Source organism: Amycolatopsis saalfeldensis (genome assembly GCF_900110575.1).
GTDB classification, from domain to species: Bacteria; Actinomycetota; Actinomycetes; order Mycobacteriales; family Pseudonocardiaceae; genus Amycolatopsis; species Amycolatopsis saalfeldensis.
Genome location: NZ_FOEF01000021.1, coordinates 62110 through 88697 on the forward strand (window position 1 = coordinate 62110; position 26588 = coordinate 88697).

The following is a 26588-nucleotide window of genomic DNA, read 5'->3' on the forward strand; positions in this document are numbered from 1 at the left end:
ACAAGCTGACAGGTATGGCTGATTGAGTGGCTTCCATGAACACGTTCACCATGAAGAACTGGGAAGAGCACCTGGCCAGCGGCACCGAAGGGCAGCCGCGCGTGGCGTACGCGCACGCCACGATGGCGTACAGCGGTCTGATCGAAGGCGAGTCGATCTGCGACTACCTGCTGTACTACGCGGGTGAGGGTTACGACGGCGGCGACACGACTTCGCCCGGCTACGAGCGCTTCGACGGCACTGTCGACGGCCGTCGTGGCACCTTTGTCGTGCGGCACGAGGTCGGCTTCGACCCGAAGGGCATCCAGTCGAAGTTCGAGGTCGTGCCCGGGTCCGCGACCGGCGAGCTGGCCGGGCTCACCGGCACGGGCTCGGCCGACGGCGTGATGGGCGAGCCGGCCATGTCCTACACCTTCGACTACCGGCTCTGAGCGAAAGGGGCCCGACGTGCTCGACGTGTCACGCAAGCAGGTCATGGCGTACCGGATCGCCGAACACGGCCTGCATCGCGGCGCGGGCGACCCACTCGCGCTGGCCGTGTTCGACCTCGGGCTCCAGGACAGCATGCGCGACACGGCGTTGCTCGGCCTCGCGGCGCGCTCGGCCGGGCCGGTGGTCCCCACGACGCTGGCCGAAGACCCCCGGCTGACGCTGGTGTGGTCGCACCGCGGCGCGCCGCACTTCCACCGTCGCGCGGACCTGCCGGAGCTGGTCGCGTCGCTGGTCCCGCTGGACGAGGCGGACGCGCTGGCCCGGATCTTGTGGCAGCAGAAGGAACTGGCCCAGACCGGACTGTCCGCAGTGGACGTTCTTTTCACGACCGCGCGGGCGCTGCGCAAGGTCGTGACGAAGACGATGTCCAAGGGCGCCGCGAGCACCGCGGTGACGAAGCTGCTGCCGGACTCGTTCTCCTACGCGTGCCGGGGCTGCCAGGCCACGCACGTGTACGAGCAGCTCATGCGGGTCGCCGCGCTGCACGGCGGCGTCCGGCTGGAGGCCGACCAGTCCCCCGCCACGCTGGCGCCGCTGGAGGACCGCGGCCGGGTCTCGACGCGCGCGGACCCGGCCGCCGCGTCCCGGGTGCTGGAGCGGTACCTGCGTCTGAACGGTCCCGCGGCCCAGGGCGACGCCGCCGGTTTCGCGGGCACGGCGAAGAGCGTGCTCAAGCAGACCTGGCCGGCCGATCTGGCCGAGGTCCGGGTGGACGGCCGCCGCGCCTTCCTGCCCGCGGACCGGCTCGCCGCGCTGGAGAACCCGCCCACGCCGTCGCTGGTCCGGCTGTTGCCGCCATGGGATCCGTTCACGCAGGCGCGTGACAAGTCCGTGCTGGTCCCGGACAAGGCGTACGCGAAGGAGGTCTGGAAGATCCTCGGCAGCCCCGGCGCGCTGCTCGTCGACGGTGAGCTGCTGGGCACCTGGCGCGCCAAGGCGACGGGCAAGCGCCTGGCCCTCACGATCTCCCCGTTCACCCCGCTCCAGCGCGCGCACCGCACGGCGGCCGAGGACGAAGCGGCGCTCGTGGCCACCGCTCGTGGCTACGACACCCACACGGTGGTCTGGGCTTAGTCCACGGCCAGCCGGTAGCCGCGCTTCACCACCGTCTGCACCACGCCGCCACCGCCAAGGGACGTGCGCAGGCGCCCGATCGCCGTCTCCACCGCATGTTCCTCGCCGCCGCCGGGCAGCGAGGAGGTCAGCTCGCGCCGGGAGACGACGCGGCCCGGTGAGCGGGCCAACGCGCGTAACAGCGCCATGGGGGCCGGGGCGACATCGCACCATTCACCGTCGACGATCGCCGCCTGGCCGCGTAGTTCGATGGCGTGCCCGGCGGCGCACAGCCGGGGCGAGCGGGACATCAGCGCCTCCGAGACGGTCCGGGCCAGCGCGCCGATCCGGGATCGCTGGGGCTGCACCGTCGGCACGCCCAGCGCGGCGAGCGGCCCTGCCGTGATCGGGCCGACGCACGCGACCACCACCCGCGTCGAGAGCGCGTCCACCAGCGCGGGCAGCCGTCCGGTCCGCCGCGCCATCGCCAGCGCCGACGCCACCGCCGGGGCGCTCGTGAACGGCAGCGCGTCCACGGTGCCGTCCAGCACGGCGTCCAGCAGCCGGTCCAGCGGGCCGGGGTCCGCCGGGCCGACCCAGCGGTACACCGGGATTTCGATCACCTCCGCGCCGGCCTCGCGCAGAGTGTCCACAAAGTACGGCAGTGGCTCGCCGTGCAGCTGCACGGCGATCGACCTTCCGTCCACACCGGACTCGAGCAGGTGCTCCAGCACCTCGGCGTTGCTCTCCGACGCCGGTGAGTAGTCCTCCGAAAGCCCGGCCGCCCGCAACGCGCCGGTCGCCTTCGGGCCACGGGCCAGCAGGGACGAGCGGGAAAGGCACTCCAGCAGCGCCTCGCCGAGGCCCCAGCCCTCGGCGGCCTCCACCCAGCCGCGGAAGCCGATGCCGGTGGTCGCCACCACCGCGTCCACAGAGGACTCCAGCAGCCGCAGCGTCGCCGTGTGCAGCTCGGTGTCGTCGGCCAGCGGGACGATCCGGATCGCCGGGCCGTACCGGATCGCCGCACCCTTACGCACCAGCAGCGCGCCGAGCTCTTCAGCCCGGCGCGCCGCGGTGATGCCGACCACGAACCCGGCCAGCGGAAGCACGTCCGTCACGGGGAGCCCACCTCGACCACGCCCGAGCGCACCCGCACCGAGTACACCGCCACGCTCACGCCTTCGTGCTCCAAACAGCGTCCAGTGGTCAGCTCGAACCGGTCCTTGTACACCGGCGACGCGACCACCGGGACTCCCCCGGCGTCGCCGACGATGCCGCGCGAGAGCACCGCCGCCCCGCTGCACGGGTCCCAGTTGGACAGTGCGTGCCAATTGTCACCGTCCACATGGAACACGGCCACCTGCTCGCCGTCCACCAGCGCCGCCACTCCGGAGAACTCCGGGACCGCCGAAGCCGGGCACACCGCCGTCCAGGTCCGCTCGATCGAAACCGTCATCGCCTGACCTCCGGCACACCCAGCATCACGGGCACCTTCTGCGCACGCTCCTCGCGGAACGAGATCGACGGGTCCGGTGTGCCCGGCGCGTTCACGAACGAGCTGAACCGCGCCAGTTTCTCCGGATCCTCCAGCACCCCGCGCCACTCGTCGGTGTAGCCCTCGACGTGCTTGGCCATCGCCGCGTCCAGGTCCTCGCAGATGCCGAGACTGTCGTCGACGATCACCGCGCGCAGATGGTCGAGGCCGCCTTCCATCTCCTCGATCCACGGCGCCGTGCGCTGCAGCCGGTCGGCCGTGCGCACGTAGAACATGAGGAACCGGTCGATCGTCCGGATCAGCGTTTCGGTGTCCACATCGGACAGCAGCAGCTCGGCATGCCGTGGCGTGGCACCGCCGTTGCCTCCGACGTACAGGTTCCAGCCGTGCTCCGTGGCGATCACGCCGAAGTCCTTGCTCCGCGCCTCCGCGCACTCCCGCGCGCACCCGGACACCCCGGACTTGATCTTGTGCGGCGAGCGCAGCCCGCGGTACCGCAGCTCCAGCTCGATCGCCAGCGCCACGCTGTCCTGCACGCCGTAGCGGCACCAGGTGGACCCGACACAGGACTTCACCGTCCGCAGCGCCTTGCCGTACGCGTGCCCGGACTCGAACCCGGCGTCCACCAGCCGCCGCCAGATCTCCGGCAGCTGGTCCACGGTCGCGCCGAACAGGTCGATCCGCTGCCCGCCGGTGATCTTGGTGTACAGCCCGAAGTCCACGGCCACCTGGGCGATCACCAGGAGCTTCTCCGGCGTGATCTCCCCGCCGGGAATCCGCGGCACGACGGAGTAACTGCCGTTGCGCTGGATGTTGGCCAGGAACTTGTCGTTGGTGTCCTGGAGCGTGACCTGCTCGCCGCCGAGGATGTGCCCGTTGCCGAGGGTGGCCAGGATCGACGCGACCGCAGGCTTGCAGACCGCGCAGCCCGTGCCCGTGCCGTACCGCGTGATGACCTCGCTGAAGGTGGTCATGCGCGTGGCCCGGATGATCTCGAACATCTCGGCCCGCGACTGTCCGAAGTGCTCGCACAGCGCCTTGGACTGTTCGACGCCGCAAGCGTTCAGCAGCTTGGTCAGCATCGGCACACACGAGCCGCACGAGGTGCCCGCGCGGGTGCACGCCTTCAGCTTGCCCACCGAATCGCAGCCGTCCGAGGTGATCGCCCGCGTCAGCGCGCCCTTGGAAACGCCGTTGCACGAACAGATCTGCGCCTCGTCCGGCAGTGCTTCGACGCCCACCGAAGCGGCCCCGCCGGCTGGTGCCAGCAGCGCACCCGGCTCGGCCGGCAGCGGGCGGCCGACCAGCGCGCGCAGCGTGTTGTACTCCGCCGCGTCGCCCACCAGCACGCCACCGAGCAGCGTCTTGCCGTCGTCGGTGACCACCAGCTTCTTGTACGTGCCGGTCACCGCGTCGTTGACCGCGACCTCCAGCGCGCCCTCGGTGGCCGCGTGCGCGTCGCCGAAACTCGCGACGTCGACACCCATGAGCTTGAGCTTGGTCGAGGTGTCCGGCAGCGGGAACGTCGCGCTGCCACCGGTCAGCCCGGCCGCGACCACCTCCGCCATCGCGTAACCCGGCGCGACGATGCCGTACACCCGGTCCTCGACGGCCGCGCACTCACCGATCGCGTACACCGCCGGATCACTGGTCCGGCACGCCGAATCCACGAGCACGCCGCCCCGCCCGCCGACCTCCAGACCGGACTCGCGCGCCAGATCGTCACGGGGCCGGACCCCGGCGGAGAACACGACGAGGTCGACGTCCAGCTCGGTCCCGTTGCCCAGCCTCGCCAGCAGCCGGGACCCGTCCGCCTCGATGACATCCGTGGACGTTCCCGTGTGGACGGTCACGTCGAGCTGCGCGATCAGCCGCCGCAGCAGCGCGCCGCCGCCCTCGTCCACCTGCAACGGCATCAGCCGCGGCGCCATCTCGACCACATGGGGCGACAACCCCATGTCACGCAACGCTTTCGCCGCCTCCAGCCCGAGCAGGCCACCGCCGATCACCATGGCGGAACGGCGTCCACGACCGGGCCGAGAGGCGGCCTCCCGGATGGCGTCGAGGTCTTCGATCGTCCGGTAGACGAACACGCCCGGCAGGTCCCGGCCCGGCACCGGCGGCACGAACGGCCGTGACCCGGTGGCCAGCACCAGTGCGTCGTAAGACTGCGTGTAGCCCGACGCGGTGGTGACGGTCTTCGCGGCCCGATCCACCGAGGTCACCGCATCGCCCAGCCGTAGCTCGACCGCGTCGTCACCGGCGTAGTCGGAGCCGGGCAGCGCCAGCGCGGCCGGATCCCAGGTGTCCACATAGGACGTCAGCGCGACCCGGTCGTACGCCGGCCGCGGCTCCTCGGCGAGCACGACGATCCGCCACCGTCCCGCCGTGTCCGCCGCGCGCACCGCCTCGACGAGCCGGTGCGCGACCATGCCGTGCCCGGCGACCACCAGCGTGCGCATCAGACCCCCGCCAGCGCCGGTTTCACCTGCGCCACCGGCTTGCGCAGGTAGACCGCCCAGGTGACGGCCACGCAGACCGCGTAGAAGACCAGGAACCCGGCGAACGCGGGCACCCCGCTGTGCGCGTCGGCGAAGGCCTGCCGGAAGGCGAGGTTGATGAACAGCCCGCCCAGCGCGCCGAGTGCCCCGGCCAGCCCGATCAGTGCGCCGGACAGGCGGCGTGCCTTCAGCAGCTCGGCCGTCTCCTCGGCGCCCGCGTCGATGGCCGCGCGGGCCTTGGCGCGGAAGATCGCCGGGATCATCTTGTACGTCGAGCCGTTGCCGATCCCGGTCAGGATGAACAGCACGATGAACGCGACCGTGAACAGGGCCAGCGAGTCCGCCGACGAAGCCACGATCAGCACCGCCGTGGCCAGCGCCATCGCGGCGAACGTCACGAAGGTGACCCGGCCGCCGCCGATCCGGTCGGACAGGCGACCGCCGAGCGGGCGGGACAGCGAGCCGAGCAGCGGGCCCAGGAACGTCACCGCGGCGGCCTGCAGCGGCGTCCGGCCGAACTGGTTCTGCAGCACCAGCCCGAACGCGAAGCTGTAACCGATGAACGAGCCGAACGTGCCGACGTACAGCAGCGACATCACCCAGGCGTGGCCGTGCCGGACGACCTCGCGCATCGCCTTGGTGTCACCGCGCACGGTGGCGAGGTTGTCCATGAACAGCGCCGCGCAGACGGCCGCGATCACGATCAGCGGAAGGTAGATGTAGAGCACCAGCCTCGGCGCGGTCGCACCCGCCACGGCGATCACGAGCAGCCCGACGAGCTGGATCACCGCCACGCCGAGGTTCCCGCCGCCGGCGTTGAGGCCGAGCGCCCAGCCCTTGAGCCGTTCGGGGTAGAAGGTGTTGATGTTGGTCATCGAAGACGCGAAGTTGCCGCCGCCGACCCCGCCCAGCGCCGCCATGACCAGGAACGTGCCCAGCGACGTGCCGGGGTGCAGCACGATCGCCGTGAGCACCGTGGGGACGAGCAGCAGGGCCGCGCTGATGACCGTCCAATTGCGACCGCCGAACCGCGCCACGGCGAAGGTGTAGGGCAGCCGCATGATCGCGCCGACCAGCGTCGGCGTGGACACCAGCAGGAACTTGTCCGCGGCCGAGAAGCCGTAGGCCGGGCCCATGAACAGCACGACCACCGACCACAGGGTCCAGATCGAGAACCCGATGTGCTCGGAGAACACGGAGAACCACAGATTGCGCCGGGCGATCTTCTTCCCGGTCGATTCCCAGAATCCCTCGTCTTCGGGCTCCCAGCGTTCGATCCAGCGGGCGCCCCGGTGGGCCGTTGTGGTCATGGCGTCCTCCTCATTGACGGGTCTTTCACTGCGCTGCCAGCCAATCCGCGACAGCGCCGACGGTGTCCCGGCAGCCACCGCAGCCGGTGGTGGCACGGGTGACGCGGGCCAGCGCGGCGACGTCGGTCGCGCCGCCGCGCCAGGCGTCGACGAGCCGCCCCTTGGTGACGGCGTTGCACCGGCAGATCAGCGCCGATGCGGGCAGGTCGGCGGGGCTCGCGGCGGCCGGCGTGCCCGCGGGCAGCGCGCGGCCGAGCAGCACCGCGAGGCGGTCGTCGGGCAACGGGATGCCGCGGTCGTGGAACTGCGTGACGGTGGCGGCCGCGTCCGGCAGGCCGAGCAGGATCGCGCCGGTGACCCGGTTGCCGCGGATCACCAGCTTGCCGTAACGGCCGCCGGACGGGTCGTCGAACGTGAGCACGTCCGCGCCGGCGTCCTCGCTGGTCACGTGGGTCTCGCCGACGGCGGTGAGGTCGACGTCGCGCGCCTTCAGCCGGGTGACCGCGGTGGTGCCGCGGTAGCGGGCGGCCGTGTCAGCGCCGGTGAGCAGGTCGGCGAGCACCGACGCCTGCTCCCACGCGGGCTGCACGAGCCCGGCGGGCGCGTTCGCGTGCCGCGCGCAGTCCCCGAGGGCATGGATCCGGCCGTCGTTGGTGCGTAAGAGATCGTCGACCAGCACGCCCCGGTCGACGGCCAGCCCGGCGGCCTCGGCCAGCGCGGTCTCGGGGCGGACCCCGGCGGCGACCACCACGAGGTCGGCCGGGACGAGCGTGCCGTCGTCGAGCTTCAGTCCGTCCCCGGGCAGGTACCGCGCGGCCGTCGCCTCGAAGCGGAAGGTGACGCCCAGCTCGGCGAGCCGCCGCGCGAGCACCCGCCCGGCTCCGGCGTCGAGCTGGCGCTCCATTACGTGCCGGCGCGGGTGCACGACGGTGACGTTCGCGCCGCGACCGGCCAGCCCGCGGGCGGCTTCCAACCCCAAGAGGCCGCCGCCGAGCACGGCGACGGGCGCGCCGGGACGGGCGGCGTCGAGGATGCGGGCGCAGTCGTCGAGGGTCCGGAAGGCAACGACATCCGGGCCGGGTTCGAGCCCCTCCACCGGCGGCAGCCAGGGCGCCGCGCCGGTGGCGAGCACCAGCGCGTCGTACGGCACCGGTCCGCTTTTCGTTTCGACGCAACGGTTCCGACGGTCGATCGCGGTGACGGCCGTGTCGAGGCGCAGGTCTACGCTCGTGCGCGCCGCCCAGCCCTCGTCGTGCAGCCGGACCATCTCGGCGCTCAGCCCGCCCGCGACCACCGACGACAGCAGCACCCGGTTGTACGCCGGATGCGGTTCGGCGCCGACCACGGTGAGCCGCACCCGCTCCCCGGCGGGGTCGCGTCGCCGGATCTCGTCCGCGAGCCGCGCGCCGGCCATGCCGTAGCCGGCGATCACCACCGGCCGGGCGCTCATGTGTCCACCTTGGACAGGGCCACCGCGCACACCTTGAACTCGGGCATCCGGCTGACCGGGTCGAGCGCGGGGTTGGTGAGCAGGTTCGCGCGGCCCTCGCCCGGGAAGTGGAACGGCAGGAACACCAGGTCGGGCCGCAGCGATCCGACACAGCGCACTTTCGCCACGGTCTCGCCGCGCCGTGAGCGGACCAGCGCGCGCTCACCGTCGGCGAGCCCGGAGCGCGCGGCGGTGTCCGGGTGGACCTCGACGAACATCTCCGGCACGACGTCCATCAGCTCGGTGATCCGCCGGGTCTGCGCGCCGGACTGGTAGTGCTGGAGCACCCGGCCGGTGGTGGCCTGCAAGGGGAAGTCGGCGTCGGGCAGCTCGGCGGGCCCGGTGTGGTCGACGGCGGCGAAGCGGGCGCGGCCGTCCGGGTGGGCGAACCGGTCGAGGAACATCCGCGGCGTGCCGGGGTGGTTTTCGTCCGGCACCGGCCAGTGCAGCGCCTCGCCCGCGCGCAGCCGATCGTAGGTGACACCGGAGTAGTCCGCGGTGCCGCCCTTCGACGCGGCGCGCAGCTCTTCGAAGACGGTCTCGGCGTCAACCGGGAACCGCGCCGCCGGCTGACCGAGCCGGGTGGCGAGGCCGTTGATCACCTCGAGGTCGGTGCGGACCTCCGGTGGTGCGTCGAGTGCCTTGCGACGCAACAGGATCCGTCCCTCCAGATTGGTGAGGGTGCCGTCCTCCTCGGCCCACTGCGTCACGGGCAGGACCACGTCCGCCAGTGCGGCCGTCTCGGAGAACACGAGGTCGGCGACCACCAGGAGATCCAATGAGGACAGTCGCTTCTGGACGCCCGACGAGCGAGGCGCGGACACCACCACGTTGCTGCCGAAGACCAGCAGCGCGCGGGGACCGTCGTCGTGTCCGAGTGCTTCGAGCAGCTCGGTGGCGGACCGGCCCGGGCCCGGCAGGCTTTCCGGTGGCACTCCCCAGACCCCGGCGACGTGCTCGCGCGCGGCGGGGTCGGTGATCTTGCGGTAACCGGGCAGCTGGTCGGCCTTCTGCCCGTGCTCCCGCCCGCCTTGGCCGTTGCCCTGCCCGGTCAGGCAGCCGAAACCGGACCCTTCGCGGCCGGGCAGCCCGAGCGCGAGCGCCAGGTTGATCCAGCCGCCGACGTTCGCCGTGCCTGTGGCGTGCTGTTCGGTCCCGCGCGCAGTGAGGACGTAGGCGTTGCGCGCGCCCGCCAGCTTGGCCGCGGCGGCGCGCTGGTCAGCCGCGGAGACGCCGGTGACGCGTTCGGCCCGCTCCGGCCACCACGCGGCGGCGATCCGCCACATCTCGTCGAACCCCGCAGTCCTGAGGTCCACAAAGGACTTGTTCAGGTGGCCCTCGGCGACCACGGCGTGCAGGATGCCCAGCGCCAGCGCGAGATCCGTGCCCGGCGCGGGCGCCAGGTGCAGGCCGGCCAGCTCGGCGGTCGGCGTGCGGCGCGGGTCGACCACGATCAGGTCCGCGCCCCGCAGGTGCTGCACGAACGGCGGCATCGTCTCGGCCGGGTTCGCCCCGGCCAGCAGCACCACGTCGGCACCACCGAGATCGGTGACGGGAAACGGCATCCCACGGTCGGCGCCGAAGGCCTGAAGCCCGGCCGCCGCGGCCGAGGACATGCAGAACCGGCCGTTGTAGTCGATTTGCGAGGTCCCGAGCGCGACCCGGGCGAACTTGCCGAGCTGGTACGCCTTTTCGTTGGTCAGCCCACCCCCGCCGAACACCGCGACGGAATCGGGCCCGTGCTGTTCCCGCAGCTCCCGCAACTTCCCGCCGACGACGTCCAGCGCCTCGTCCCAGCTCGCGGGCTCGAGCTCCCCACCCCGCCGGACCAGCGGCGTCGTCAGCCTGCGCCCGGACCTCAGCAGGTCACCGGACGTCCAGCCCTTCTGGCACAACCCCCCGGCGTTGACCGGAAAGTCCCGCGGCTCGACCCGCGAACCCGTCAAGCGCATCCCGCACTGCAACGCGCAGTACGGGCAATGCGTGTCGACGGACGGCACAGGCACGAGCGCTCCTCGGGATCGGCGATGACCCCGACGCTAAGGACGCCGTGTTACCTGGAAACTCCCGAATGTTTCGCCCAGTTGACATATCTCCCGGCCGCGCGCGGGCCGCCGGTGAGGTCCGTGCTCGTCAGAGGACGGCGCTGACCTCACGTGCCGCCGCGCGCAGGCCGTCCAGGGCGGCGCCCGTGGAGCGGGGGTTAAGGGCGTTCGCGGCCAGGCGGAAGAGCACTGCGCGCAGCAGCAGTTGCGGCCATTCCGGCAGGTGGGCCCAGCGGTCGATCAGCGCGGCCGTCGCGCCGCCCCAGGAGAGGGCGTCGACGGCGGCGATCGCGGCGCCCCATTCGCCCGGGCGGTAGTACGGCACGAAGTCGACGATGCCCGGGGCCGCGGGGCCGTCGAACAGGACGCCGCCGAGCAGTTCGCCGTGGGCGACCTGCGGGGGCAGCTTCACCGGGCGGCGGGCCGGGGCCAGGATCTCGAACCAGCGGCCGCCCTTGGCCTCGTCGAGCGAGCGGTCCAGCTCTTCCCACGCGATGCGGTCCGCGACCGCGTCGACGTCCGTGCGGGCACTCAGGAAGTCCGGCCGGGGCAGGTCGGCCGTGGCGCGATGCAGCTTCACCGCGGTGAGCACGGCCTCGTCGCAGCGGTGCTCCGGCGTGCCCGAGACATACCGCCACGCGGACCAGTCGCCGACGATCCAGCGGCCGTCGCGCGAGCGCACCGGTTTGGCGACCCGCAGGCCCGGCTCGTCGATGTGGTCCAGCGCCCGCGCGGTCCACAGCGTGCGCGACTTGTCGGCGACCGGCTTGAGCACCAGGTCACCGCACTGCCAGGCGGACGAATCCGGCAGGGCCGAAACCCCGTCCAGCTCGCCGCCGAAAGCTGCGCACACGCGCTCGGAAGGCCGTTCGAGAGTGGACCGCACAACAGGAAACGGTACCCCGGCCGATCCGCCACGAACGAGAAGACGCGCTGGTCACGCAGTGTTTTCTCACACCCGGACGTTCGCCGCCAAAAGCCGTGAAGGCCCCCTTGCCCGCGTCGCGCGCAGGGTGAGGAGGCCTTCACGGGCAAACGGTCAGTACGTCGGCAGGCTCGGATCGATCTGCCGCGCCCAGGCCAGCACGCCGCCGCCGAGGTGCGTGGCGTCCTTGAAACCGGCCGCGTGCAGCGCCGCCAGCGCCTCCGCGGACCGCGCGCCGGACTTGCAGTGCAGCACGATCGGCTTGTCCTGCGGCAGTTCCGCGAGCGCCTCGCCCGAGAGGATCCGGTCCTTCGGGATCAGCGTCGCGCCCTTGATGTTGACGATCTCGTACTCGTGCGGCTCGCGGACGTCGATCAGGGCGAAGTTCTCGCCGTTGTCGAACTTGGCCTTGAGCTCCGCGGGCGTGATCGTGCTGCCCGAAGCGGCCTCGGCCGCCTCGTCGGAAACGACGCCGCAGAACGCCTCGTAGTCGATCAGCTCGGTGATCTTCGGGGTCTCCGGATCCTTGCGGATCTTGACCTCGCGGTACTTCATCTCGAGCGCGTCGTAGCTGATCAGCCGCCCGAGCAGCGGCTCGCCGATGCCGGTGATCAGCTTGATCGCCTCGGTCACCATGATCGAGCCGATGGACGCGCACAGCACGCCCAGCACACCGCCCTCGGCGCACGAGGGCACCATCCCCGGCGGCGGCGGCTCGGGGTAGAGGTCGCGGTAGTTCAGGCCCTTGCCGTTCGGCGCGTCCTCCCAGAAGACGCTCACCTGGCCCTCGAACCGGAAGATCGAGCCCCACACGTACGGCTTGCCCAGCAGCACGGCGGCGTCGTTCACCAGGTAACGCGTGGCGAAGTTGTCCGTGCCGTCGACGATCAGGTCGTACTGGCCGAAGATCTCCAGCGCGTTCGCCGACTCGAGCCGCTCCGTGTGCAGGTAGACCTTGACGAGCGGGTTGATCTCGGCGATCGACTCCTGCGCCGAGGCGGCCTTGAGCTTGCCGACGTCGGAGATGCCGTGGATCACCTGGCGCTGCAGGTTGGACTCGTCGACCACGTCGAAGTCGACGATGCCGAGGGTGCCCACACCCGCCGCGGCGAGGTACAGCAGCGCGGGACTGCCCAGGCCGCCGGCCCCGATGACCAGGACCTTCGCGTTCTTGAGCCGCTTCTGCCCGACCACCCCGACGTCGGGGATGATCAGGTGACGGCTGTACCGGGCCACCTCTTCCTTGGTGAGCTCGGCAGCCGGCTCTACGAGCGGCGGCAGTGCCGTGTCTGACATCGGGTCCTCCATCTCGCGCGGATCGCGTTGTCGATCCCAGTATCTACAACGCGCACACGCAAGCCAGCCTTCCCCGGGTCCAGATCGTGGGAAGGGGGTTGCTTTGTACGGCTATTGCGGCGGGGTCGGGTTCGGCCACGCGTTGGGCACGCAGACGCGGTGGTCAGGGGCCACCTTGCCCTTGTCGCCGCCGGGGATGTTGTTCAGCGCGGCCACGTAGTCGTCGGCCACGCCGAACGACTGCTGCATCATCACAGGCGCGGGCTGGCCGTTGCCGGGGCAGCCGACGTGGATGTTGCCGAGCGCGTGGCCCACCTCGTGGTTGATGGCGTACTGGCGGTAGCCGGTCATGTCCGCGCCGTAGACCTTCGCGCCGCGCACCCAGCGGGCCAGGTTGATCAGCACCCGGCCCATGCTGCGCCGGTAGCAGGAGGCCTCGAACTTGATCTGGAACCCGCAGGCGTCGGCCCGGTGCGTGGTGTTCGGCGAGGTCAGGCTCACCTGGAAGTCCGGGTTCGGGTAACTGGCGTCGACCCGCTGCAGCCGGATCTCGCCGTTCCAGGTCCAGCTGCGCGGATCGGACAGGATGCCCTGGACCGCGGTGCCGAAGCTGTCGTCGCCGGCGTAGCTGGCCGGGTCGATGCCGTCCTCGACCGCGACGGTGTAGGTGTAGAGCTTGCCGGCCTTGCCGACGACCGGCCCGGAGCCCGGCACGACGTGCCAGGTGCCCTTGCCGTCCTGGGTGTAGTCGCCGCCGTTGGGCAGCTCCGCGGTCGGCACGTTGACGTCGACCGGCTTCGCCGGGTTCTCCGGGATGCCGTCGCCGCCGTCGATCGCGCCCGCGGTGGAATCGCCGACCGCCGCCTCACCCGCGGCGGCACCGGCCGGCGAGCCGGGCTCGGGCGGGCCGGTGGCGGTGTTGAACACCACCAGCGCGGTGATCACCACCAGGATCGGCAGCGCGTACACCCGCCAGCCGTAGGTCTTCACGAACTTGCCGATGCCGCCGCCGGGCTTCTTGACCGGACGGCGCGCGGGCCGCTCCTCGTCGTCCTCGCTCTTCGGCTTCCACGACGCGCGCAGCGGCTCGGCGCTGGTGCGGCGGGTGCCGGGGCGGTAACGGTCCTCGCCGACGCGTTGCGCCGGGGCCTTCGACGGGCGGAACTGGCCGACGCGCGGCGAGCCGGTGTCGGTCAGCGGGGAGTTCGCGGGCTTCTTCGAAGAGCCCGAAGACGCGGCCCCGGACGACGTGCGTCGCGACGACCCGGCGTACGAAGCCCGCCGGTCGTCTCCTCGAGCGTCGTGCTTAAGCCGGTCCACGGCCCCAGGGTGCCATAACCGCACGGTGATGCCGAAAGCGACTGGCGGATTACCGAGAGATCATCTTTCACCCGATCGGCCTACCATTGACCGTTTTCCGCGGACTCCCAGAGCCCGAGCACGGCCCGGGCTACGACGTTCGGGCGTTCCATCTGCGCCACGTGGCCGGTCCGGGGGAGCACCAGCAGCCGGCCGCGCGGGAGCAGCCGGGCGGTGCGGGGCGCGCGGCGGGCCGAGATCACCCGATCGTGCAGGCCCCAGACCACGAGTGTCGGGCTCGTCACGCGCGGCGCGACCGCCCACAGCGAAGCCTCCCCGCGAGCCGACCAGGCGCGGAAGATGCCGAACGTGCTGCGGGCCATGGCCCCGGCGGCCCAGGCGAACCCGGCCCGCGCGCCGTGCTCCGCGGCCAGCTCGTCCAGCCGGGAATCGGGGAACTTCGCCGGGTCGTGGAAGCACAGCTTGATCACCTGCGCGGCGCGTTCGCGCGCGGTCAGCCCGGCCATCCGCCGCCGCACGCGCGTGCCCACGACCGGCAGGTACGCGAGCGCCATCATCGGGTCCGACAGCCGGCGCGGGTCCGGTCGGCGGTCCGGCATCGCGGGCGAGATGAGCGTGAGCGTCTTGACCAGCTCCGGCCGACGCGCCGCGACGAGCAGGGCGATCGCGCCGCCCATGGAGTTGCCGAGCAGGTGGACGGGGCCGGCGCCGAGCCCTTCGACGTACTTCGCAAGGACTTCGGCGTGCGCGTCGAGGCTGAAGTCGAACTCCGCCTCCGGCTCGGAGTAGCCGAAGCCGGGCAGGTCGATCGCCCGTCCGCGCGCGACCGGCGAAAGCAGCGCGGCGAGGTCCGTCCAGTTGCTGGACGAGCCGCCGAGGCCGTGGACGTAGACCGCGACCGAGCCGTCCGGGCCCGGGGTGCGGCGGACGTTCAGTGCCACCCCGCCGACCTCCTCGACGGCGCCCGGCCAGGGCGGGAGCACCGGTTCGAGCGGCGGCAGCGGCCGCGTGGAGAGGGGCACGTGGGTGAGCGGCGCGCGGGTCGCCGCCTCCGCCGCCGGGCGGGTGGTCGGAAGGGTCACGGATCCAGAATGCCCGACACTTGGCGTTTCGGGCGTACCGACGAGTAATCTCAAAACCACTTCACGCGGTGGTGACCCCCGCCCGTCGAAGCCGCGGACGGGAGGAACAATGACGGACATGGCGCGACTGCAGCAACGGGGCGTCCGGCTGCCGAGGACGGAACGCCGCGCCCAGCTCCTGGCGGCCGCGCAACGGGTCTTCGCGGAGAACGGCTACCACGCCGCGGCGATGGACGAGATCGCCGAAGAGGCCGGCGTCAGCAAGCCGGTGCTCTACCAGCACTTCCCCGGGAAGCTGGACCTGTACATCGCACTGCTGGAAAGCCACGTGGACGACCTGGTCGGCCGGGTGAAGGGCGCATTGGACTCGACCACCGAGAACCGCCAGCGCGTGCCCGCCACCGTCGCCGCGTTCTTCGACTTCGTGAACAACGACGCGGGCGCCTTCCGCATGGTCTTCGAGTCGGACCTGCGGGGTGAGCCCGCCGTGCAGGAGGCGGTGGACCGGGCCACCTCGGCCAGCGTCGAGGCGATCACGGAGACGATCACCGCGGACGCGGGCCTGGACGAGGACAAGGCGCGGCTGCTGGCCGTGGGCCTGGTCGGGATGAGCCAGGTGAGCGCGCGGTACTGGCTCCAGCACAACCAGTCGATCAGCAAGGAAGAGGCCGTGGCCCTGACCGCCAACCTGGCTTGGCGGGGCGTCGGCGGCGGCTTCCCCCTCAAGGACTCGTGAGTGTTCAGGACGGTTAGCACCGTTCTGGACGCTCACGAGCCTTTGCGCACCAACGCGCCGATTCGCGCGGCCACCTCGCCCGCCCGTTCCTGCGGCAGCATGTGCCCGGCCCCCGGGTAACGCACGAACTCCGCGTCCGGCAGCTCGTCGGCGATCACCTTGGCGTGCGGCAACGGGCACAGCCGGTCCTTCTCCCCCGCCAGCACCACCGTCGGCACGCCGCGCAGGGCGGCCAGCGCCACCCGCCGGTCGTGCGTGGAAATGGCGTCCTGGAACTCGCCGAGGCTGGCCGGGTGCGCGCACAACAGCTGATCGGCGACCAGCCGGACGTCGGCCCGTCGCGGATGGTCCCCGAACACCAGGAACCGGGCGCCGGACCGCACCAGCGCCGGGCTCAACGGCAGCCGTTCGCCACGCCGGTGCGCCAGCGCCTTCGCGATCCGCCGCTCGAACCGGACGGAGAACTCCCCGGCCAATCCCGGCAGCCCCAACGTGATCCGGTCCATCTGGCCCGAAGACGTGGCCACGAAAGCCGCCCCCACGACCCGCGCGGCCACCAGTTCCGGATGCCGCTCGGCCAGCGCCATCACGGTCATCCCGCCCATCGAGTGCCCGGCGAGCACGATCGGCCCGGACGGCACGCGCGCGGCGATCAGCTCGGCGAGGTCGTCGGCCAGCCGCGGGATCGTCGCGGTGCCCCGGCGGGCCGGCGCCGATCCCCCGTGGCCGCGCAGGTCGTAGCGCAGCACCCGGGTGCCCGGGCCGAGCGCGGCCACCACCCCGTCCCAGGTGCGGTGGTCCTGCGTCCAGCCGTGCGCGAGCACCAGCGTCACCGCGGCGTCGGCCGGGCCGGACGCCTCGACGTGCAGCGCACAGCCGTCACTCGCGACGAACCGGTGCTCACGGGCCGGGTGACGCAGCCGTTCAATGGTGGTCACTTCACTTGCCCTTCGGCAGCAGGAACGACTTGCGCCAGAAGTACCGCCCCGGCCACCCGACCAGCCCGGACTCCTGCAGGAACGGCATGATCTTCTCCCCGGCCCAGGCGATCGTGCCCTGCCACTTCGGGTTTTCCAGCGCCGCCTTGACGCCGTCGCGCGGCCGGATGCCGACGGCCTTGTAGACGTTCGGGTTGATGAACGCGCGCGTCACGAAGTACGAGATCAGCGCGATGATGAACTGCTGGTAGACGATCTCCGCCTTCGACAGCTTCGCCATCCCGCGCGTCACCTCCTCGCGGGCGAACGTGACGTGCCGCGCCTCCTCCAGCACGTGGATGCGGTTGACCATCCGCACCAGCGGCTGCACGTCCTCGCTGACCATCTGCTCGCGCTGCAGCCGGTCGAGCACCTCCTCGGCGACCAGGATCGCGCCGTAACGCGCGGGGCCGTAGGAGATCGACGGCATCAGCTTCGCGAAGCGGCGCAGCAACGGCACCGGGCCGTACGCGGGGCAGCCGATCCGCGAGGCCATGCGCGCGAACATGGTGGAGTGACGACATTCGTCGGCGATTTCGGTGAGCGCGAACTGCGCGTGCGCCGTGGTGGGGTCTTCTTCGTAGACCTCTTTGAGCAGCATCTGCATCAGCAGGATTTCGAACCACAGGCCGGTGGTCGCGACGCTGGCGACCTCGTGCTTGCCGAGCTCGATCCGCTGCTCCGGGCTGAGCTTGTCCCACAGTTCCGTGCCGTACAGCGAAGAGCGCTCGTCGAGGATGAAACGCTTGCCCTCGACCAGCGGCGCGTCCCAGTCGATGTCGACGTCGGGGTCGTAGAACTTGGTGGCCGAGGACTTCAGGAGCCGCTCGGCGGTCCTGTCCCGGTCCGTGTCCTTGAGCGTCCGCGTCATGACTCGCCCCTTCCGGCGCCGGTGCCGCACTGCTGTATATGTAACCCGAGGTAACAGTTACCTCTGGTAGCATGACCTGCGTGATCGAACGTGTCAAGCGCTCCAGCAAGCAGTCCGGCAAGCAGCCCGCTTCCGGGGAGGCGACGACCGGCGACGCCCGCCGCGACCGGTGGCGCAAGCACCGCATCGCGCGCCGCGCCGAGTTCGTCGAAGCCGCTCTGCGCGCGCTCGACAGCCACGGCCCGGACCTCGGCATGGAGGACGTCGCCGCGGAGGCCGGCGTCACGAAACCCGTGCTGTACCGGCATTTCGAAGACAAGGCCGACCTGTACGTCGCCCTCGGCCAGCGCGGCACGGAGATCCTCTTCGAGCGGCTGATCCCGGCCATCAACGCCGAACTGGCGCCGGTGCCGCGGATCCGGATGGCGCTCGACGCGTTTTTCACCGTGATCGAGGAGCACCCGAACCTCTACCGCCTGCTCGCGCACGGCGGCCTGCCCGGCAAGGTCGTGGACGCCGACGTCGTGGCCGAGGACAAGGAGGTCATCGCCACCGCGCTGACCGCCCTGCTCGGCGACTACATGCGGATGTTCACGATGGACTCCGGCGCCGCGGAGCCGTGGGCGCACGGCATCGTCGGCATGGTCCAGAGCACCGGCGAATGGTGGCTCGACCGGCGCTCGATGAGCCGCGACTCGGTCGTCGAGTACCTCACCCAGATCATCTGGGCGGCGATCGACGGGCTGACCCGCCAGCACGGCGTGGTGATCGACCCGAGCCTGCCGCTGGAGGCCAACAAGGTCGTCCAGCTCGGCCGGGCCAAGGACGACGGGAAACCGGCCGACAGCGACGCCGGCTGAGCAGAGGAGCACGGTCATGAGCGAGCACGACGAAGACGGCTACGCGGGCGCGGCGATCCTCATCGCCGACGGCCGGGAGCTACCGGTCGAGGTCGACCTGCGCGGCTACTTCCAGCCCATCGACGGCTACTACCACTGGTACGGCCGGATCTCCGCCGACCCGGCCGTCGCCGACCTGGCCGGCGGCAGGAAGACGGCGTGCGAGATCCGGGTGGCCGGCCGTGTCGCCACCGGCGAGCTGTCCGACCCCGACCCGTGGGGCCGCTACCGCATCATGGGCACGTCGACGCCGCCGTTCGCGGTGCCGACCAGCCTCGAGGAACTGAACGCCTGAATCCGCCACCTGGCCCGGCCCGCCGGCGTTTGTCCACACCCCCGGCTGATTGTGGACGGCTCCTGCGCCCCACGGCTTCCTAGCCAGTTCCGTCGCCCCCCGCCGGTAGGCTGGGCATGGGACGCCCCCTGTGGCGGGCGGGGGAATCCTGTGGCGGGTGGGGGTTCCGGCAAGGACGCCCACCATGCGGTCGGTCTCAACCCGGACGGCCAGCGGCTGCATGGCAAACCGCTGCTCGACAGCGAGCCCAGGCTGCAGGCCCTGCTCGACGGGCTCGCCGCACTGACCTGTCTGGTTCGCCGCCACTGCGACGTCCTGTTCGCCATGTTCCGCGCCAAACCCACTGCCGGTACCCCCGAAGGCCGCCGTGGCCTGACAAAGCGAATAGGGGCACCCCCGTGGGGAGTGTGGGCAACCCTGCGGGCGGGGCACCCCCGAACACAGCGAAGGCCGCCCCGGGAATCCCCGGAGCGGCCTTCGCGCGTTGCCGCCAGGCCTCAGCCGCCGACGCCGAAGCCGACCTTGCGCGAGTCCGAGGGGGCGATCTCGACGTACGCGATGCGGTCGGCGGGCACGAGGTACTTGCGGCCCTTCTCGTCGTTGAGGCGGAAGAGCCCGTCACCGGCCGTCAGGGCTTCGGCGACCAGCTTCTCCACCTCGTCGGCGGTCTGGCCACTGGACACCACCAGCTCGCGCGGGGTGTCCTTGATGCCGATCTTGACCTCCACGTGGGACCTCCGCTGGAAATTCGATGGGGTTACGCCTGGCAAGGCTAGCCGAACCGCTCCGCTCCGGTGTCGCGCCTCCGCGCGAGAAAACGACGTCACCCGAGTCCGAGCGCCTGCATGCGCTTGGTGTGCCCCTGCTGCAACCGCCGGAACAGGGCGCCGATTCCCGACAGGTCACCGGACCCGGCCACGATGAGTTCCGCCAGGCCATCGCGCTCGGCGACGACGTACTGGGCCTGCGTCAGCGCCTCGCCGAGCAGCCGGCGGCCCCACAGCGCGAGCTTGTCGCGCGTCTTCGGATCGGCCTTGATGCCGGCGGCGACTTCGCGCTCGGCGAACGCTGAATGACCCGTGTCGGCCAGCACCGTGAGCACCAGGTCCTTGGTCTCCGCGTCGAGCCAGCTCGCGATCTCGCGGTACAGGTCGGCCGCCAGCCCGTCGCCGACGTAGGCCTTGACCAGCGACTCCAGCCACGATTTCGGCCGCGTCGAGGCATGCCAGGCGTCCACCTGCGCGACGAACGGGCCCATCGCGTCCTCGACCTTCACGCCGCCGCCGGCCAGATGCGCGGCCAGCAGGTCGTAGTGGCCGATCTCCGCCGCGGCCATCGACGCCAGCGCGGCGCGGCCGGCGAGCGTCGGCGCTTTGCGGGCGTCCTCCGCCATCCGGTCGAACGCGGAAAGTTCGAGATAGGCGATCACGCCGAGCAGGTCGACGACGCCTTCGCTGATCTCTTTCGGCTCGCTCACGGCGACGAGGGTATCGCCGAACCGGCCGCGGCCGTCGGGAAGAGACCGATCCCACCCGGCCCCGCCGCGCCCGGTACTGTTGAAAAACTCCTGACCAGGTACACTGCCGAAGAGATTGACAAAGCTTCCGCACGCCATCGGCTGCGGGAACCAGGCGGGCGACCGGCGCCACCAGGGCTGCCGGGGTTCGCCGCAAATTGTGCGTGCACGCCTCCAGCGGCATTCCCGGGTGGACGGCTCCGACACCGCCAGACGGTGCGAGCCCGAGCCCCCGGTCGAGTGTCGAGTGACAAACCGGCCTGTGCGCGCTGGTCACGAGAGAGGCGATCACCCTGACCGCAGAAATTTCCACCACCGAAAAAACCGCCGCGGTGGCCCTCGAGCACAGCGAGAACGGCCCGGCCGCACTCGACACCTCGCACCCGCTGCAGGCCGGGGCGCCGGTGACCCCCGAGGCGCCCACCTTCGCCGAGTTCGGCGTCAAGCCGGAGATCGTGCGGGCGCTGGTCGAGGCCGGCATCGAGCGCACGTTCGCCATCCAGGAGCTCACCCTCCCGCTGGCCATGGCCGGCGACGACCTGATCGGCCAGGCCCGCACGGGCATGGGCAAGACCCTCGGCTTCGGCGTCCCGCTGCTGCACCGCGTGCAGGTCCCCGGCGACGGCACCCCGCAGGTGCTGGTCGTGGTCCCGACCCGCGAGCTGTGCGTCCAGGTCGCGAACGACCTCAAGGGCGCCGGCAAGCACCTCGGCATCCGCACCCTGGCCATCTACGGCGGCCGCCCGTACGAGCAGCAGATCGACGCGCTGCGCAAGGGCGTCGACGTCGTGATCGGCACCCCGGGCCGGCTGCTCGACCTGGCCGAGCGGCAGGACCTGGTGCTCGGCAAGGTCCGCGGCCTGGTGCTGGACGAGGCCGACGAGATGCTCGACCTGGGCTTCCTGCCCGACATCGAGCGCATCCTGCGGATGGTGCCGGACGAGCGGCAGACCATGCTGTTCTCGGCCACCATGCCCGGCCCGATCATCACGCTGGCCCGCACCTTCCTGCGCCAGCCGACGCACATCCGCGCCGAGGAGAACGACGCGAGCGCGATCCACGAGCGCACCACCCAGTTCGTCTACCGGGCGCACTCGATGGACAAGCCCGAGGTGATCGCCCGGATCCTGCAGGCGCAGGACCGCGGGCTGACGATGATCTTCAGCCGCACCAAGCGCACCGCGCAGAAGGTGGCCGACGACCTGGTGGAGCGCGGCTTCGCGGCCGCCGCCGTGCACGGTGACCTCGGCCAGGGCGCGCGGGAGCAGGCGCTGCGCGCGTTCCGCTCGGGCAAGGTCGACGTGCTGGTCGCGACCGACGTGGCCGCCCGCGGCATCGACATCGACGACGTCACGCACGTGATCAACTACCAGTGCCCGGACGACGAGAAGACGTACGTGCACCGCATCGGCCGCACCGGCCGCGCGGGGCGCACCGGTGTCGCCGTCACGTTGGTCGACTGGGACGAGATGCCGCGCTGGAAGCTGATCTCCGACACGCTCGGCCTGGACAAGCCGGAGCCGGTGGAGACGTACTCCTCGTCGAAGCACCTGTTCAGCGACCTGGGTATCCCGGAGGGCACCACCGGCCGGCTGCCGCTGGCCAAGCGCACCCGCGCCGGTCTGGCCGCCGAGGAGGAAGAGGACCTGGGCGGCAAGCGCCGTGGCCGCAGCGGCCCTGGTCGTGGCTCCTCTTCCGATGCCGAGGAAGCGCCGCGCAAGCGCAACCGCAGCCCGCGCAAGCGGACCCGCGGCGGCTCGCGCGCGGCCGAGGCCGTGGAAGCCGCCGATGCCGCGGCTTCGGGCTCGGCCCCTGCCTCGGCTGACTCCGACACCGCCGAGGGCGGCGAGCGCACCCGCTCCCGCCGTCGCACCCGCGGTGCCGCGAACTCGAGCCCCGAAGCCACCGGCCCCGCCGGCCAGGCCGAGAAGGACTCCGGCGACAACGGGGAGCGTCCGGCCCGCCGGCGCCGTCGTCGCCGCCCCTCCGCGACGTCTGATACACCTGCGTCGGCAGACTGAGGGGCACAAGCGGAGCCGACGGCAGGAGCAAGGCACGTGAACGACCACGGGGACGGTGCGGAGCACAACGCACCGGAACAGCCCGGATCGGACGTAGCGGGCACTCCCGCCGACGGCCAGCAGGACACCGGATCGCCCGGCGCTGAGGAACTCGGCGCCGGGCGCTTCGGCGAAGAACAGCCTTCCGGCGTCGTCTCCGCGGCGCGATACGAAGCCGAGCCGAGCGCTTCGCACGACACTGAGCCTGTCGCGGAACCACCCGTGTACGGCGATGAGGACGTCCTGGTCCCGTCGCGGCATGACGTCGCAGCGGACACCACGCCGCCGGTGAAGGCGCGCAAGTCGCAGTGGAATCGCGGCCGGGACCGCGTGATCGCGGCCCTGATCGCGGTGGTCGTGGTGGTGGTCACGTTGATCGTGGCCGTCAACAGCGACAACCTGCACACCAGCCGCGCGATCGCCGAACCGCCGCCGGCCCTGCCGGCCGCGCCCGAGGCCGTGCCGGGGTCGATGGCCCAGCTCTGGCAGGCGCCCAGCGCCGCCACGCCCGTGCCCATCGGCGAGGGCGGCAACGTGGTCACGGCCGACAGCGGCGAGGTCGCCGGCCGGGACCCGTTGACCGGACGGATCCGTTGGCACTACACGCGCGAGAACCTGCAACTGTGCACTGTGGACAGTGCGTGGGGGCGGGTGAACGCCGTCTACCACAAGTCGCAGGGCTGCAGCGAGGTCACGCAGCTGAACCCGTCGACCGGGCACATCACCGCCCAGCGCAACGGCGACGCCGAGCTCGGCACCCAGCTCGTCAGCGACGGCACCCACGTGACCACCACCGGCAAGCAGCTGCTCGACACGTGGCGCGACGACCTCGTGAAGAGCATGGAGTACGGCAAGGTCCCGGCGATCGTGAACCCGAACAAGCAGCCGCGCACCGGCTGCACGTACGGCACGGTGGCCGCGGCGGCGGAGAAGGTCGGCGTGATCGAGCGCTGCCCGGGCGACCCGCACGACCGGCTCACCGTCTACAAGGCGACGGGCGAGCACGAGGACGAGCCGCCTGTGGTGTTCAGCTCGGTGCTGGCCGGCTCCCGGGCGCGAGTGATCGCGATGTCGGGTGACCTGACGGCCGTGCTGCTGCCGGACCAGAAACTGCTGGTCATCTACGGTGCGGACGGTAATGAGAAGTCCGCGTACCCGATGGATTTGCCGGCGAGCGACCTCGCGGGTGACCCGGCGGGCGGCGTCGAGCAGACGTCACGCACCGACAGCGGCATCTACTGGTTCACCGGCAGCAAGACCGTCGCCCTCTCTCGCGACGACCTCACGCCACGCTGGACGCTCGACGGCACGCTGGGCCCGGGCATCACCTTCGCGCGGCAACTGGTCGTCCCGATCAGGGGCGGGCTGGCCGTGCTGAACGAGGCGAACGGCTCGACGATCCGCACCGTCGGCGTCGACCGCGGCGGCTACCGCGGGGTCGTCCGGCTGACCGCGCTGGGCCCGGTGCTGCTGGAACAACGCGGCCCGGTCGTGGCGGCGCTGAAGTAACCCCGGCGCGGCCCTTGCTCAGCCGTCGACGCGCCGGGCGATGGTCACGATCTCCCGGCTGGCCCCGGTCAGCGGGCCGCGCCGCCAGTCGCCGTACTGCTCGGCCACCTCGAACCCGGCTTCGGCGAGGAACGCGTTCAGCGGCGCGACGTCCAGGAACCGCAAGGCGGTGCGGTCGACGCGCAGCACGGTGCCGTCCGGCTGGGCGGTGGTCTCGGTGAACGTGACGACGTCGTCGACGACGGACTCGACCTCGTGCCACATCCGCAGCCCCGCGATTTCGGTGACTTGGGCGGGATTCCAGTCCTGCCAAGCCTTTGCCTGCGGATGCCGCGTCTCGAAGGCAAAGCACCCACCGTCGGCCAACGCCCCGCGAACCGCCGTGAGCGACCGTCGGAGCTCATCGTCGCCGACGAGGCATTGGAACGCGTGGCTGACCATGGTGGCCAGCTCGAACTCCTGCCGTAGCCCGATTTCCGCCGCGGTGCCGGCGATCCACTCGACGTCGCCACGCCGGCGCGCCCGTCCCAGTGCGGCAAGATCCGGATCAATCCCGACGAGCCGCCCCCGGTGCCCACGCTCACGCGCCCGGTGCAGCATGGCCCCGGTCCCGCACCCGACGTCGAGCACGGACCCGGCGGCCGTGACCAGCCCGTCGTAGAAGGCGTCCGCCGGAAAGCGGCTGCCATCCCAGGGATTCAGCGTGTCGTACAGCTCGGCGGCATCGGCGTCGGAGAACACCGGGCCAGTCTCACCGGAATACCGGTGCCCGGCCACTGCTTTACGACCGCTGGAGCTTCACCCGCCCGTCAGGCCCACCAAAACAACGTCAACGCCACAAAGGCGATCACCAGCACCCCACCCCCGGCCACTCCGGCCCCCACCCCGCTCCGCCGATCGGCAGAGCGCTGAGCCAGCAACGCCGCCACCGCCGCAACGGGATGCCCGATCAGCAGGAACAACCCCGGTCCCGGCGCCCCGGTCAGCGAGCACACCACGGCCACACCCAGCACCCCGACCGCCAGCACAACCAGCCCCGCCGCGACCGACCCAGTGAGCCCACGCCACCACCGCCCCCGCTCCTTCACCTGCTCGTTGCCAACCGCGGGACTTGTTTCCGCCCCGGCGCCTGCGGTGTTCCCGGCCTCCGCGCTACTGCCGGTCCCGATCCCGTTGCCAGTCCCGGCGCCGGTCCCAGCCGAAACACCGCCGACCGCGGTCCCGGCGGCACCGCCGGTGGGCAACTGCACGGTCGCAGCTCCGCTGCCCACCGCCGCCGCGAGATTGACGGCGGCCCCAGCCGCGGAGTCCTGGCCACCACCACCAACCGCCGTCGCAGAAGCGCCAGGCGCCGACACCCGGCCACCACGACCCACCACCACGGAACCACCAGCCGCAGAGACCTGCCCACCGTCACCAACAACCACCGCGGAAGCGCCAGGCGCCGACACCCGGGCACCGCGATCAGCCGCCGCGGGACCGGCGGTCGCAGGGACCTGTGCGCGGCCACCGGGGGCCGCTGCGGGACCGGCGGCCGTACCGGGTGTGTGGCCATTGCCGACAGCGGAATCCCTGGCACGCTCAGCCTGTCCCGGGCGTCCACCAGCACCAGCGCCGGTGGGCAGCTCGGCAGTCGCTGCCTCCCCGGTTGCGGGGAGGTCCGGGTGGGGACGGTCGCCGGTGGGCAGGGGGGCGGTCGCCAGGTTCTCGGTGTCGGGTGACGCCACGTTCTCGTCGGTCCAATCGTCGTCTCGGGCGGCCAGAGCCGGTGGGCAGGGCGGGGCGCGGGCAGGGGCGGAGCCCAGGGCTTACGGGGCAAGCAGCTCCCAGGACTGCAAGCCCGGCGCCGCCTGTTGGCCCTCGGGGCAGCTCGGGCGGAAGTCGCACCAAGAGCAGCGGCGGGCGGGGCGGGCGGGGAAGAGGACGTCGCCGTCGGCGCCCGCGTCCAGGGTATCCGTTGCGAGGCGGATGTCGCCGGCGGTCTCCTCGGCGCGTTCCAGGTGGCGCCGCAGGGTTTCCGGGGTGTGCTCCGCCGCCGCGACGGTGCCCGTCGGCAGGTGGTGCAGCTCGACCTTCGTGCACGGCATCCGCAGCGTCCGCGACGACGCCACCGCATACATCGCCAACGCCTGCGACGCCCGCGCCTCGTACTCGTCCGGCGCCCGCCGGCCCGTCTTGTAGTCCACGATCACCAGCTCGCCGCCGCGCTGGTCGATGCGGTCGGCCCGGCCTTCGATGATCAGCGACGGCGGGCCGCCCGCGGCACTCACCGGGGCCGACACCCAGCGCTCGAGCCCGATCGGGTCCTCGCTGACGTCGTGGTCCTCCACGTACTCCCCGACCCAGCCCTTGGCCCGCGCCCGATACCGGGCAGCCTGCTCGGCGTCGGCGAAACCCGCGTCCTTCCAGTACTCGGCCACGAGCGCCATGGCCCGCTGCGCCGTGCGCTTCGCGACCGGCAGGTCGAACAGCGCGCGCAAAGCGTTGTGCACCACCGCACCCAGAGTGCTGTGGGCCCACGGCCCGGTGCGCTGCGGTGTCGGCCGCTGCAGGTAGCTCAGCCGGTAGCGGCGCGGGCAGTCCTCGAACGTGCTCAGCCGCGCCGGCGACGCCTTGGTGAGCCGCTGCGGCTGCTCGACCCCGAAGTCGAACCCCAGCTGTTCCTTCACGAGCACCCCCTCTCCTGGAGCCGATGCCCACGCTACGCACCACCACCG

24 protein-coding genes are annotated in these 26588 nt (G+C 71.8%); 7 read left to right on the forward strand and 17 right to left on the reverse strand.

Annotation, left to right across the window (positions count from 1 at the left end; genetic code table 11):
* Positions 1 to 35 precede the first annotated feature (35 nt).
* Both BMY97_RS35715 and BMY97_RS35720 read left to right on the forward strand, forming a co-directional pair.
* Positions 36 to 431 (forward strand): DUF3224 domain-containing protein, encoded by a 396-nt coding sequence (locus tag BMY97_RS35715; RefSeq protein ID WP_091626097.1) that lies wholly within the window; start codon positions 36 to 38, stop codon positions 429 to 431.
* 16 nt (positions 432 to 447) lie between these two features.
* Positions 448 to 1566: a winged helix DNA-binding domain-containing protein gene (locus BMY97_RS35720; RefSeq protein WP_218156952.1), complete on the forward strand. Its 1119-nt coding sequence runs from the start codon at positions 448 to 450 to the stop codon at positions 1564 to 1566.
* Here BMY97_RS35720 and BMY97_RS35725 read toward each other — a convergent pair.
* From BMY97_RS35725 to BMY97_RS35770, 10 genes are all read right to left on the reverse strand, one after another.
* Entirely contained in the window at positions 1563 to 2663 is a 1101-nt protein-coding gene (locus BMY97_RS35725) for a uroporphyrinogen-III synthase (RefSeq protein ID WP_091626099.1), read from the reverse strand. The genes BMY97_RS35720 and BMY97_RS35725 overlap by 4 nt on opposite strands.
* Positions 2660 to 3001, reverse strand: a complete 342-nt coding sequence (gene nirD / locus BMY97_RS35730) for a nitrite reductase small subunit NirD (RefSeq protein ID WP_091626102.1) — start codon at positions 2999 to 3001, stop codon at positions 2660 to 2662. Before nirD ends, BMY97_RS35725 begins: the two co-directional genes overlap by 4 nt.
* A complete protein-coding gene (nirB, locus tag BMY97_RS35735) occupies positions 2998 to 5502 on the reverse strand; it encodes a nitrite reductase large subunit NirB (protein WP_091626105.1) in 2505 nt (834 codons plus the stop codon). The genes nirD and nirB overlap by 4 nt, the downstream gene beginning before the upstream one ends.
* On the reverse strand, positions 5502 to 6851 hold the full coding sequence (locus BMY97_RS35740) for a nitrate/nitrite transporter (protein ID WP_091626108.1): 1350 nt from the start codon (positions 6849 to 6851) through the stop codon (positions 5502 to 5504). The genes nirB and BMY97_RS35740 overlap by 1 nt, the downstream gene beginning before the upstream one ends.
* A gap of 25 nt (positions 6852 to 6876) precedes the next feature.
* The gene (locus BMY97_RS35745; protein ID WP_091626110.1) at positions 6877 to 8301 is read right to left on the reverse strand and encodes an FAD-dependent oxidoreductase; all 1425 of its coding nucleotides are present in this window, start codon (positions 8299 to 8301) and stop codon (positions 6877 to 6879) included.
* Positions 8298 to 10340 (reverse strand): molybdopterin oxidoreductase family protein, encoded by a 2043-nt coding sequence (locus BMY97_RS35750; protein WP_091626113.1) that lies wholly within the window; start codon positions 10338 to 10340, stop codon positions 8298 to 8300. The genes BMY97_RS35745 and BMY97_RS35750 overlap by 4 nt, the downstream gene beginning before the upstream one ends.
* Positions 10341 to 10473: 133 nt before the next feature.
* Positions 10474 to 11271, reverse strand: a complete 798-nt coding sequence (locus tag BMY97_RS35755) for a TIGR02569 family protein (protein WP_091626115.1) — start codon at positions 11269 to 11271, stop codon at positions 10474 to 10476.
* Positions 11272 to 11424: 153 nt separating this feature from the next.
* Positions 11425 to 12606 (reverse strand): adenylyltransferase/sulfurtransferase MoeZ, encoded by a 1182-nt coding sequence (gene moeZ / locus BMY97_RS35760; RefSeq protein WP_091626393.1) that lies wholly within the window; start codon positions 12604 to 12606, stop codon positions 11425 to 11427.
* Between the two features lie 111 nt (positions 12607 to 12717).
* Complete coding sequence (locus BMY97_RS35765; protein ID WP_091626118.1) at positions 12718 to 13926, reverse strand: DUF3152 domain-containing protein; 1209 nt, start codon at positions 13924 to 13926, stop codon at positions 12718 to 12720.
* Positions 13927 to 14006: 80 nt separating this feature from the next.
* Positions 14007 to 14927, reverse strand: coding sequence for an alpha/beta fold hydrolase (locus tag BMY97_RS35770; protein ID WP_245787681.1), 921 nt, complete (start codon positions 14925 to 14927; stop codon positions 14007 to 14009).
* Positions 14928 to 15117: 190 nt separating this feature from the next.
* On the opposite strand from BMY97_RS35770, the gene BMY97_RS35775 reads away from it, so the two are divergent.
* On the forward strand, positions 15118 to 15744 hold the full coding sequence (locus BMY97_RS35775; RefSeq protein WP_091626123.1) for a TetR/AcrR family transcriptional regulator: 627 nt from the start codon (positions 15118 to 15120) through the stop codon (positions 15742 to 15744).
* A gap of 32 nt (positions 15745 to 15776) precedes the next feature.
* Here the strand turns inward: BMY97_RS35775 and BMY97_RS35780 are convergent, their stop codons facing one another.
* Together BMY97_RS35780 and BMY97_RS35785 are read right to left on the reverse strand one after the other, a co-directional pair.
* The gene (locus BMY97_RS35780) at positions 15777 to 16682 is read right to left on the reverse strand and encodes an alpha/beta fold hydrolase (RefSeq protein WP_091626125.1); all 906 of its coding nucleotides are present in this window, start codon (positions 16680 to 16682) and stop codon (positions 15777 to 15779) included.
* A gap of 1 nt (position 16683) precedes the next feature.
* On the reverse strand, positions 16684 to 17592 hold the full coding sequence (locus tag BMY97_RS35785; protein ID WP_091626128.1) for an AurF N-oxygenase family protein: 909 nt from the start codon (positions 17590 to 17592) through the stop codon (positions 16684 to 16686).
* A 71-nt stretch (positions 17593 to 17663) separates the two neighbouring features.
* Between BMY97_RS35785 and BMY97_RS35790 the strand changes: the two genes are divergently transcribed.
* The gene (locus BMY97_RS35790) at positions 17664 to 18452 is read left to right on the forward strand and encodes a TetR/AcrR family transcriptional regulator (RefSeq protein WP_091626130.1); all 789 of its coding nucleotides are present in this window, start codon (positions 17664 to 17666) and stop codon (positions 18450 to 18452) included.
* 16 nt (positions 18453 to 18468) lie between these two features.
* Complete coding sequence (locus BMY97_RS35795) at positions 18469 to 18786, forward strand: DUF4873 domain-containing protein (protein WP_091626133.1); 318 nt, start codon at positions 18469 to 18471, stop codon at positions 18784 to 18786.
* Between the two features lie 497 nt (positions 18787 to 19283).
* On the opposite strand, the gene BMY97_RS35800 is transcribed toward BMY97_RS35795, so the two are convergent.
* Both BMY97_RS35800 and BMY97_RS35805 read right to left on the reverse strand, forming a co-directional pair.
* Positions 19284 to 19514 carry a DUF3107 domain-containing protein gene (locus BMY97_RS35800; protein ID WP_091626136.1) on the reverse strand — a complete coding sequence of 77 codons (231 nt, stop codon included), beginning with the start codon at positions 19512 to 19514 and terminating at the stop codon, positions 19284 to 19286.
* Between the two features lie 95 nt (positions 19515 to 19609).
* Positions 19610 to 20263 (reverse strand): ferritin-like fold-containing protein, encoded by a 654-nt coding sequence (locus BMY97_RS35805; protein ID WP_091626138.1) that lies wholly within the window; start codon positions 20261 to 20263, stop codon positions 19610 to 19612.
* A 443-nt stretch (positions 20264 to 20706) separates the two neighbouring features.
* Between BMY97_RS35805 and BMY97_RS35810 the strand changes: the two genes are divergently transcribed.
* Both BMY97_RS35810 and BMY97_RS35815 read left to right on the forward strand, forming a co-directional pair.
* A complete protein-coding gene (locus BMY97_RS35810; RefSeq protein ID WP_091626396.1) occupies positions 20707 to 22323 on the forward strand; it encodes a DEAD/DEAH box helicase in 1617 nt (538 codons plus the stop codon).
* 261 nt (positions 22324 to 22584) lie between these two features.
* On the forward strand, positions 22585 to 23871 hold the full coding sequence (locus BMY97_RS35815) for an Rv3212 family protein (RefSeq protein WP_425425379.1): 1287 nt from the start codon (positions 22585 to 22587) through the stop codon (positions 23869 to 23871).
* 18 nt (positions 23872 to 23889) lie between these two features.
* Here the strand turns inward: BMY97_RS35815 and BMY97_RS35820 are convergent, their stop codons facing one another.
* The 3 genes from BMY97_RS35820 to BMY97_RS35830 form a co-directional block, all read right to left on the reverse strand.
* Positions 23890 to 24612, reverse strand: a complete 723-nt coding sequence (locus BMY97_RS35820) for a class I SAM-dependent methyltransferase (protein WP_091626401.1) — start codon at positions 24610 to 24612, stop codon at positions 23890 to 23892.
* Between the two features lie 68 nt (positions 24613 to 24680).
* Entirely contained in the window at positions 24681 to 24959 is a 279-nt protein-coding gene (locus BMY97_RS35825; protein WP_091626407.1) for a hypothetical protein, read from the reverse strand.
* 720 nt (positions 24960 to 25679) lie between these two features.
* Positions 25680 to 26540, reverse strand: coding sequence for a RecB family exonuclease (locus BMY97_RS35830; RefSeq protein ID WP_091626415.1), 861 nt, complete (start codon positions 26538 to 26540; stop codon positions 25680 to 25682).
* Positions 26541 to 26588 lie beyond the last annotated feature (48 nt).

Coding starts and splice junctions, on each gene's coding strand:
- BMY97_RS35715 (WP_091626097.1), top strand. CDS start 36: ATGAACACGTTCACCATGAAGAACTGGGAAGAGCACCTGGCCAGCGGC.
- nirD (WP_091626102.1), bottom strand. CDS start 3,001: ATGACGGTTTCGATCGAGCGGACCTGGACGGCGGTGTGCCCGGCTTCG.
- nirB (WP_091626105.1), bottom strand. CDS start 5,502: ATGCGCACGCTGGTGGTCGCCGGGCACGGCATGGTCGCGCACCGGCTC.
- BMY97_RS35740 (WP_091626108.1), bottom strand. CDS start 6,851: ATGACCACAACGGCCCACCGGGGCGCCCGCTGGATCGAACGCTGGGAG.
- BMY97_RS35745 (WP_091626110.1), bottom strand. CDS start 8,301: ATGAGCGCCCGGCCGGTGGTGATCGCCGGCTACGGCATGGCCGGCGCG.
- moeZ (WP_091626393.1), bottom strand. CDS start 12,606: ATGTCAGACACGGCACTGCCGCCGCTCGTAGAGCCGGCTGCCGAGCTC.
- BMY97_RS35775 (WP_091626123.1), top strand. CDS start 15,118: ATGACGGACATGGCGCGACTGCAGCAACGGGGCGTCCGGCTGCCGAGG.
- BMY97_RS35785 (WP_091626128.1), bottom strand. CDS start 17,592: ATGACGCGGACGCTCAAGGACACGGACCGGGACAGGACCGCCGAGCGG.
- BMY97_RS35790 (WP_091626130.1), top strand. CDS start 17,664: ATGACCTGCGTGATCGAACGTGTCAAGCGCTCCAGCAAGCAGTCCGGC.
- BMY97_RS35795 (WP_091626133.1), top strand. CDS start 18,469: ATGAGCGAGCACGACGAAGACGGCTACGCGGGCGCGGCGATCCTCATC.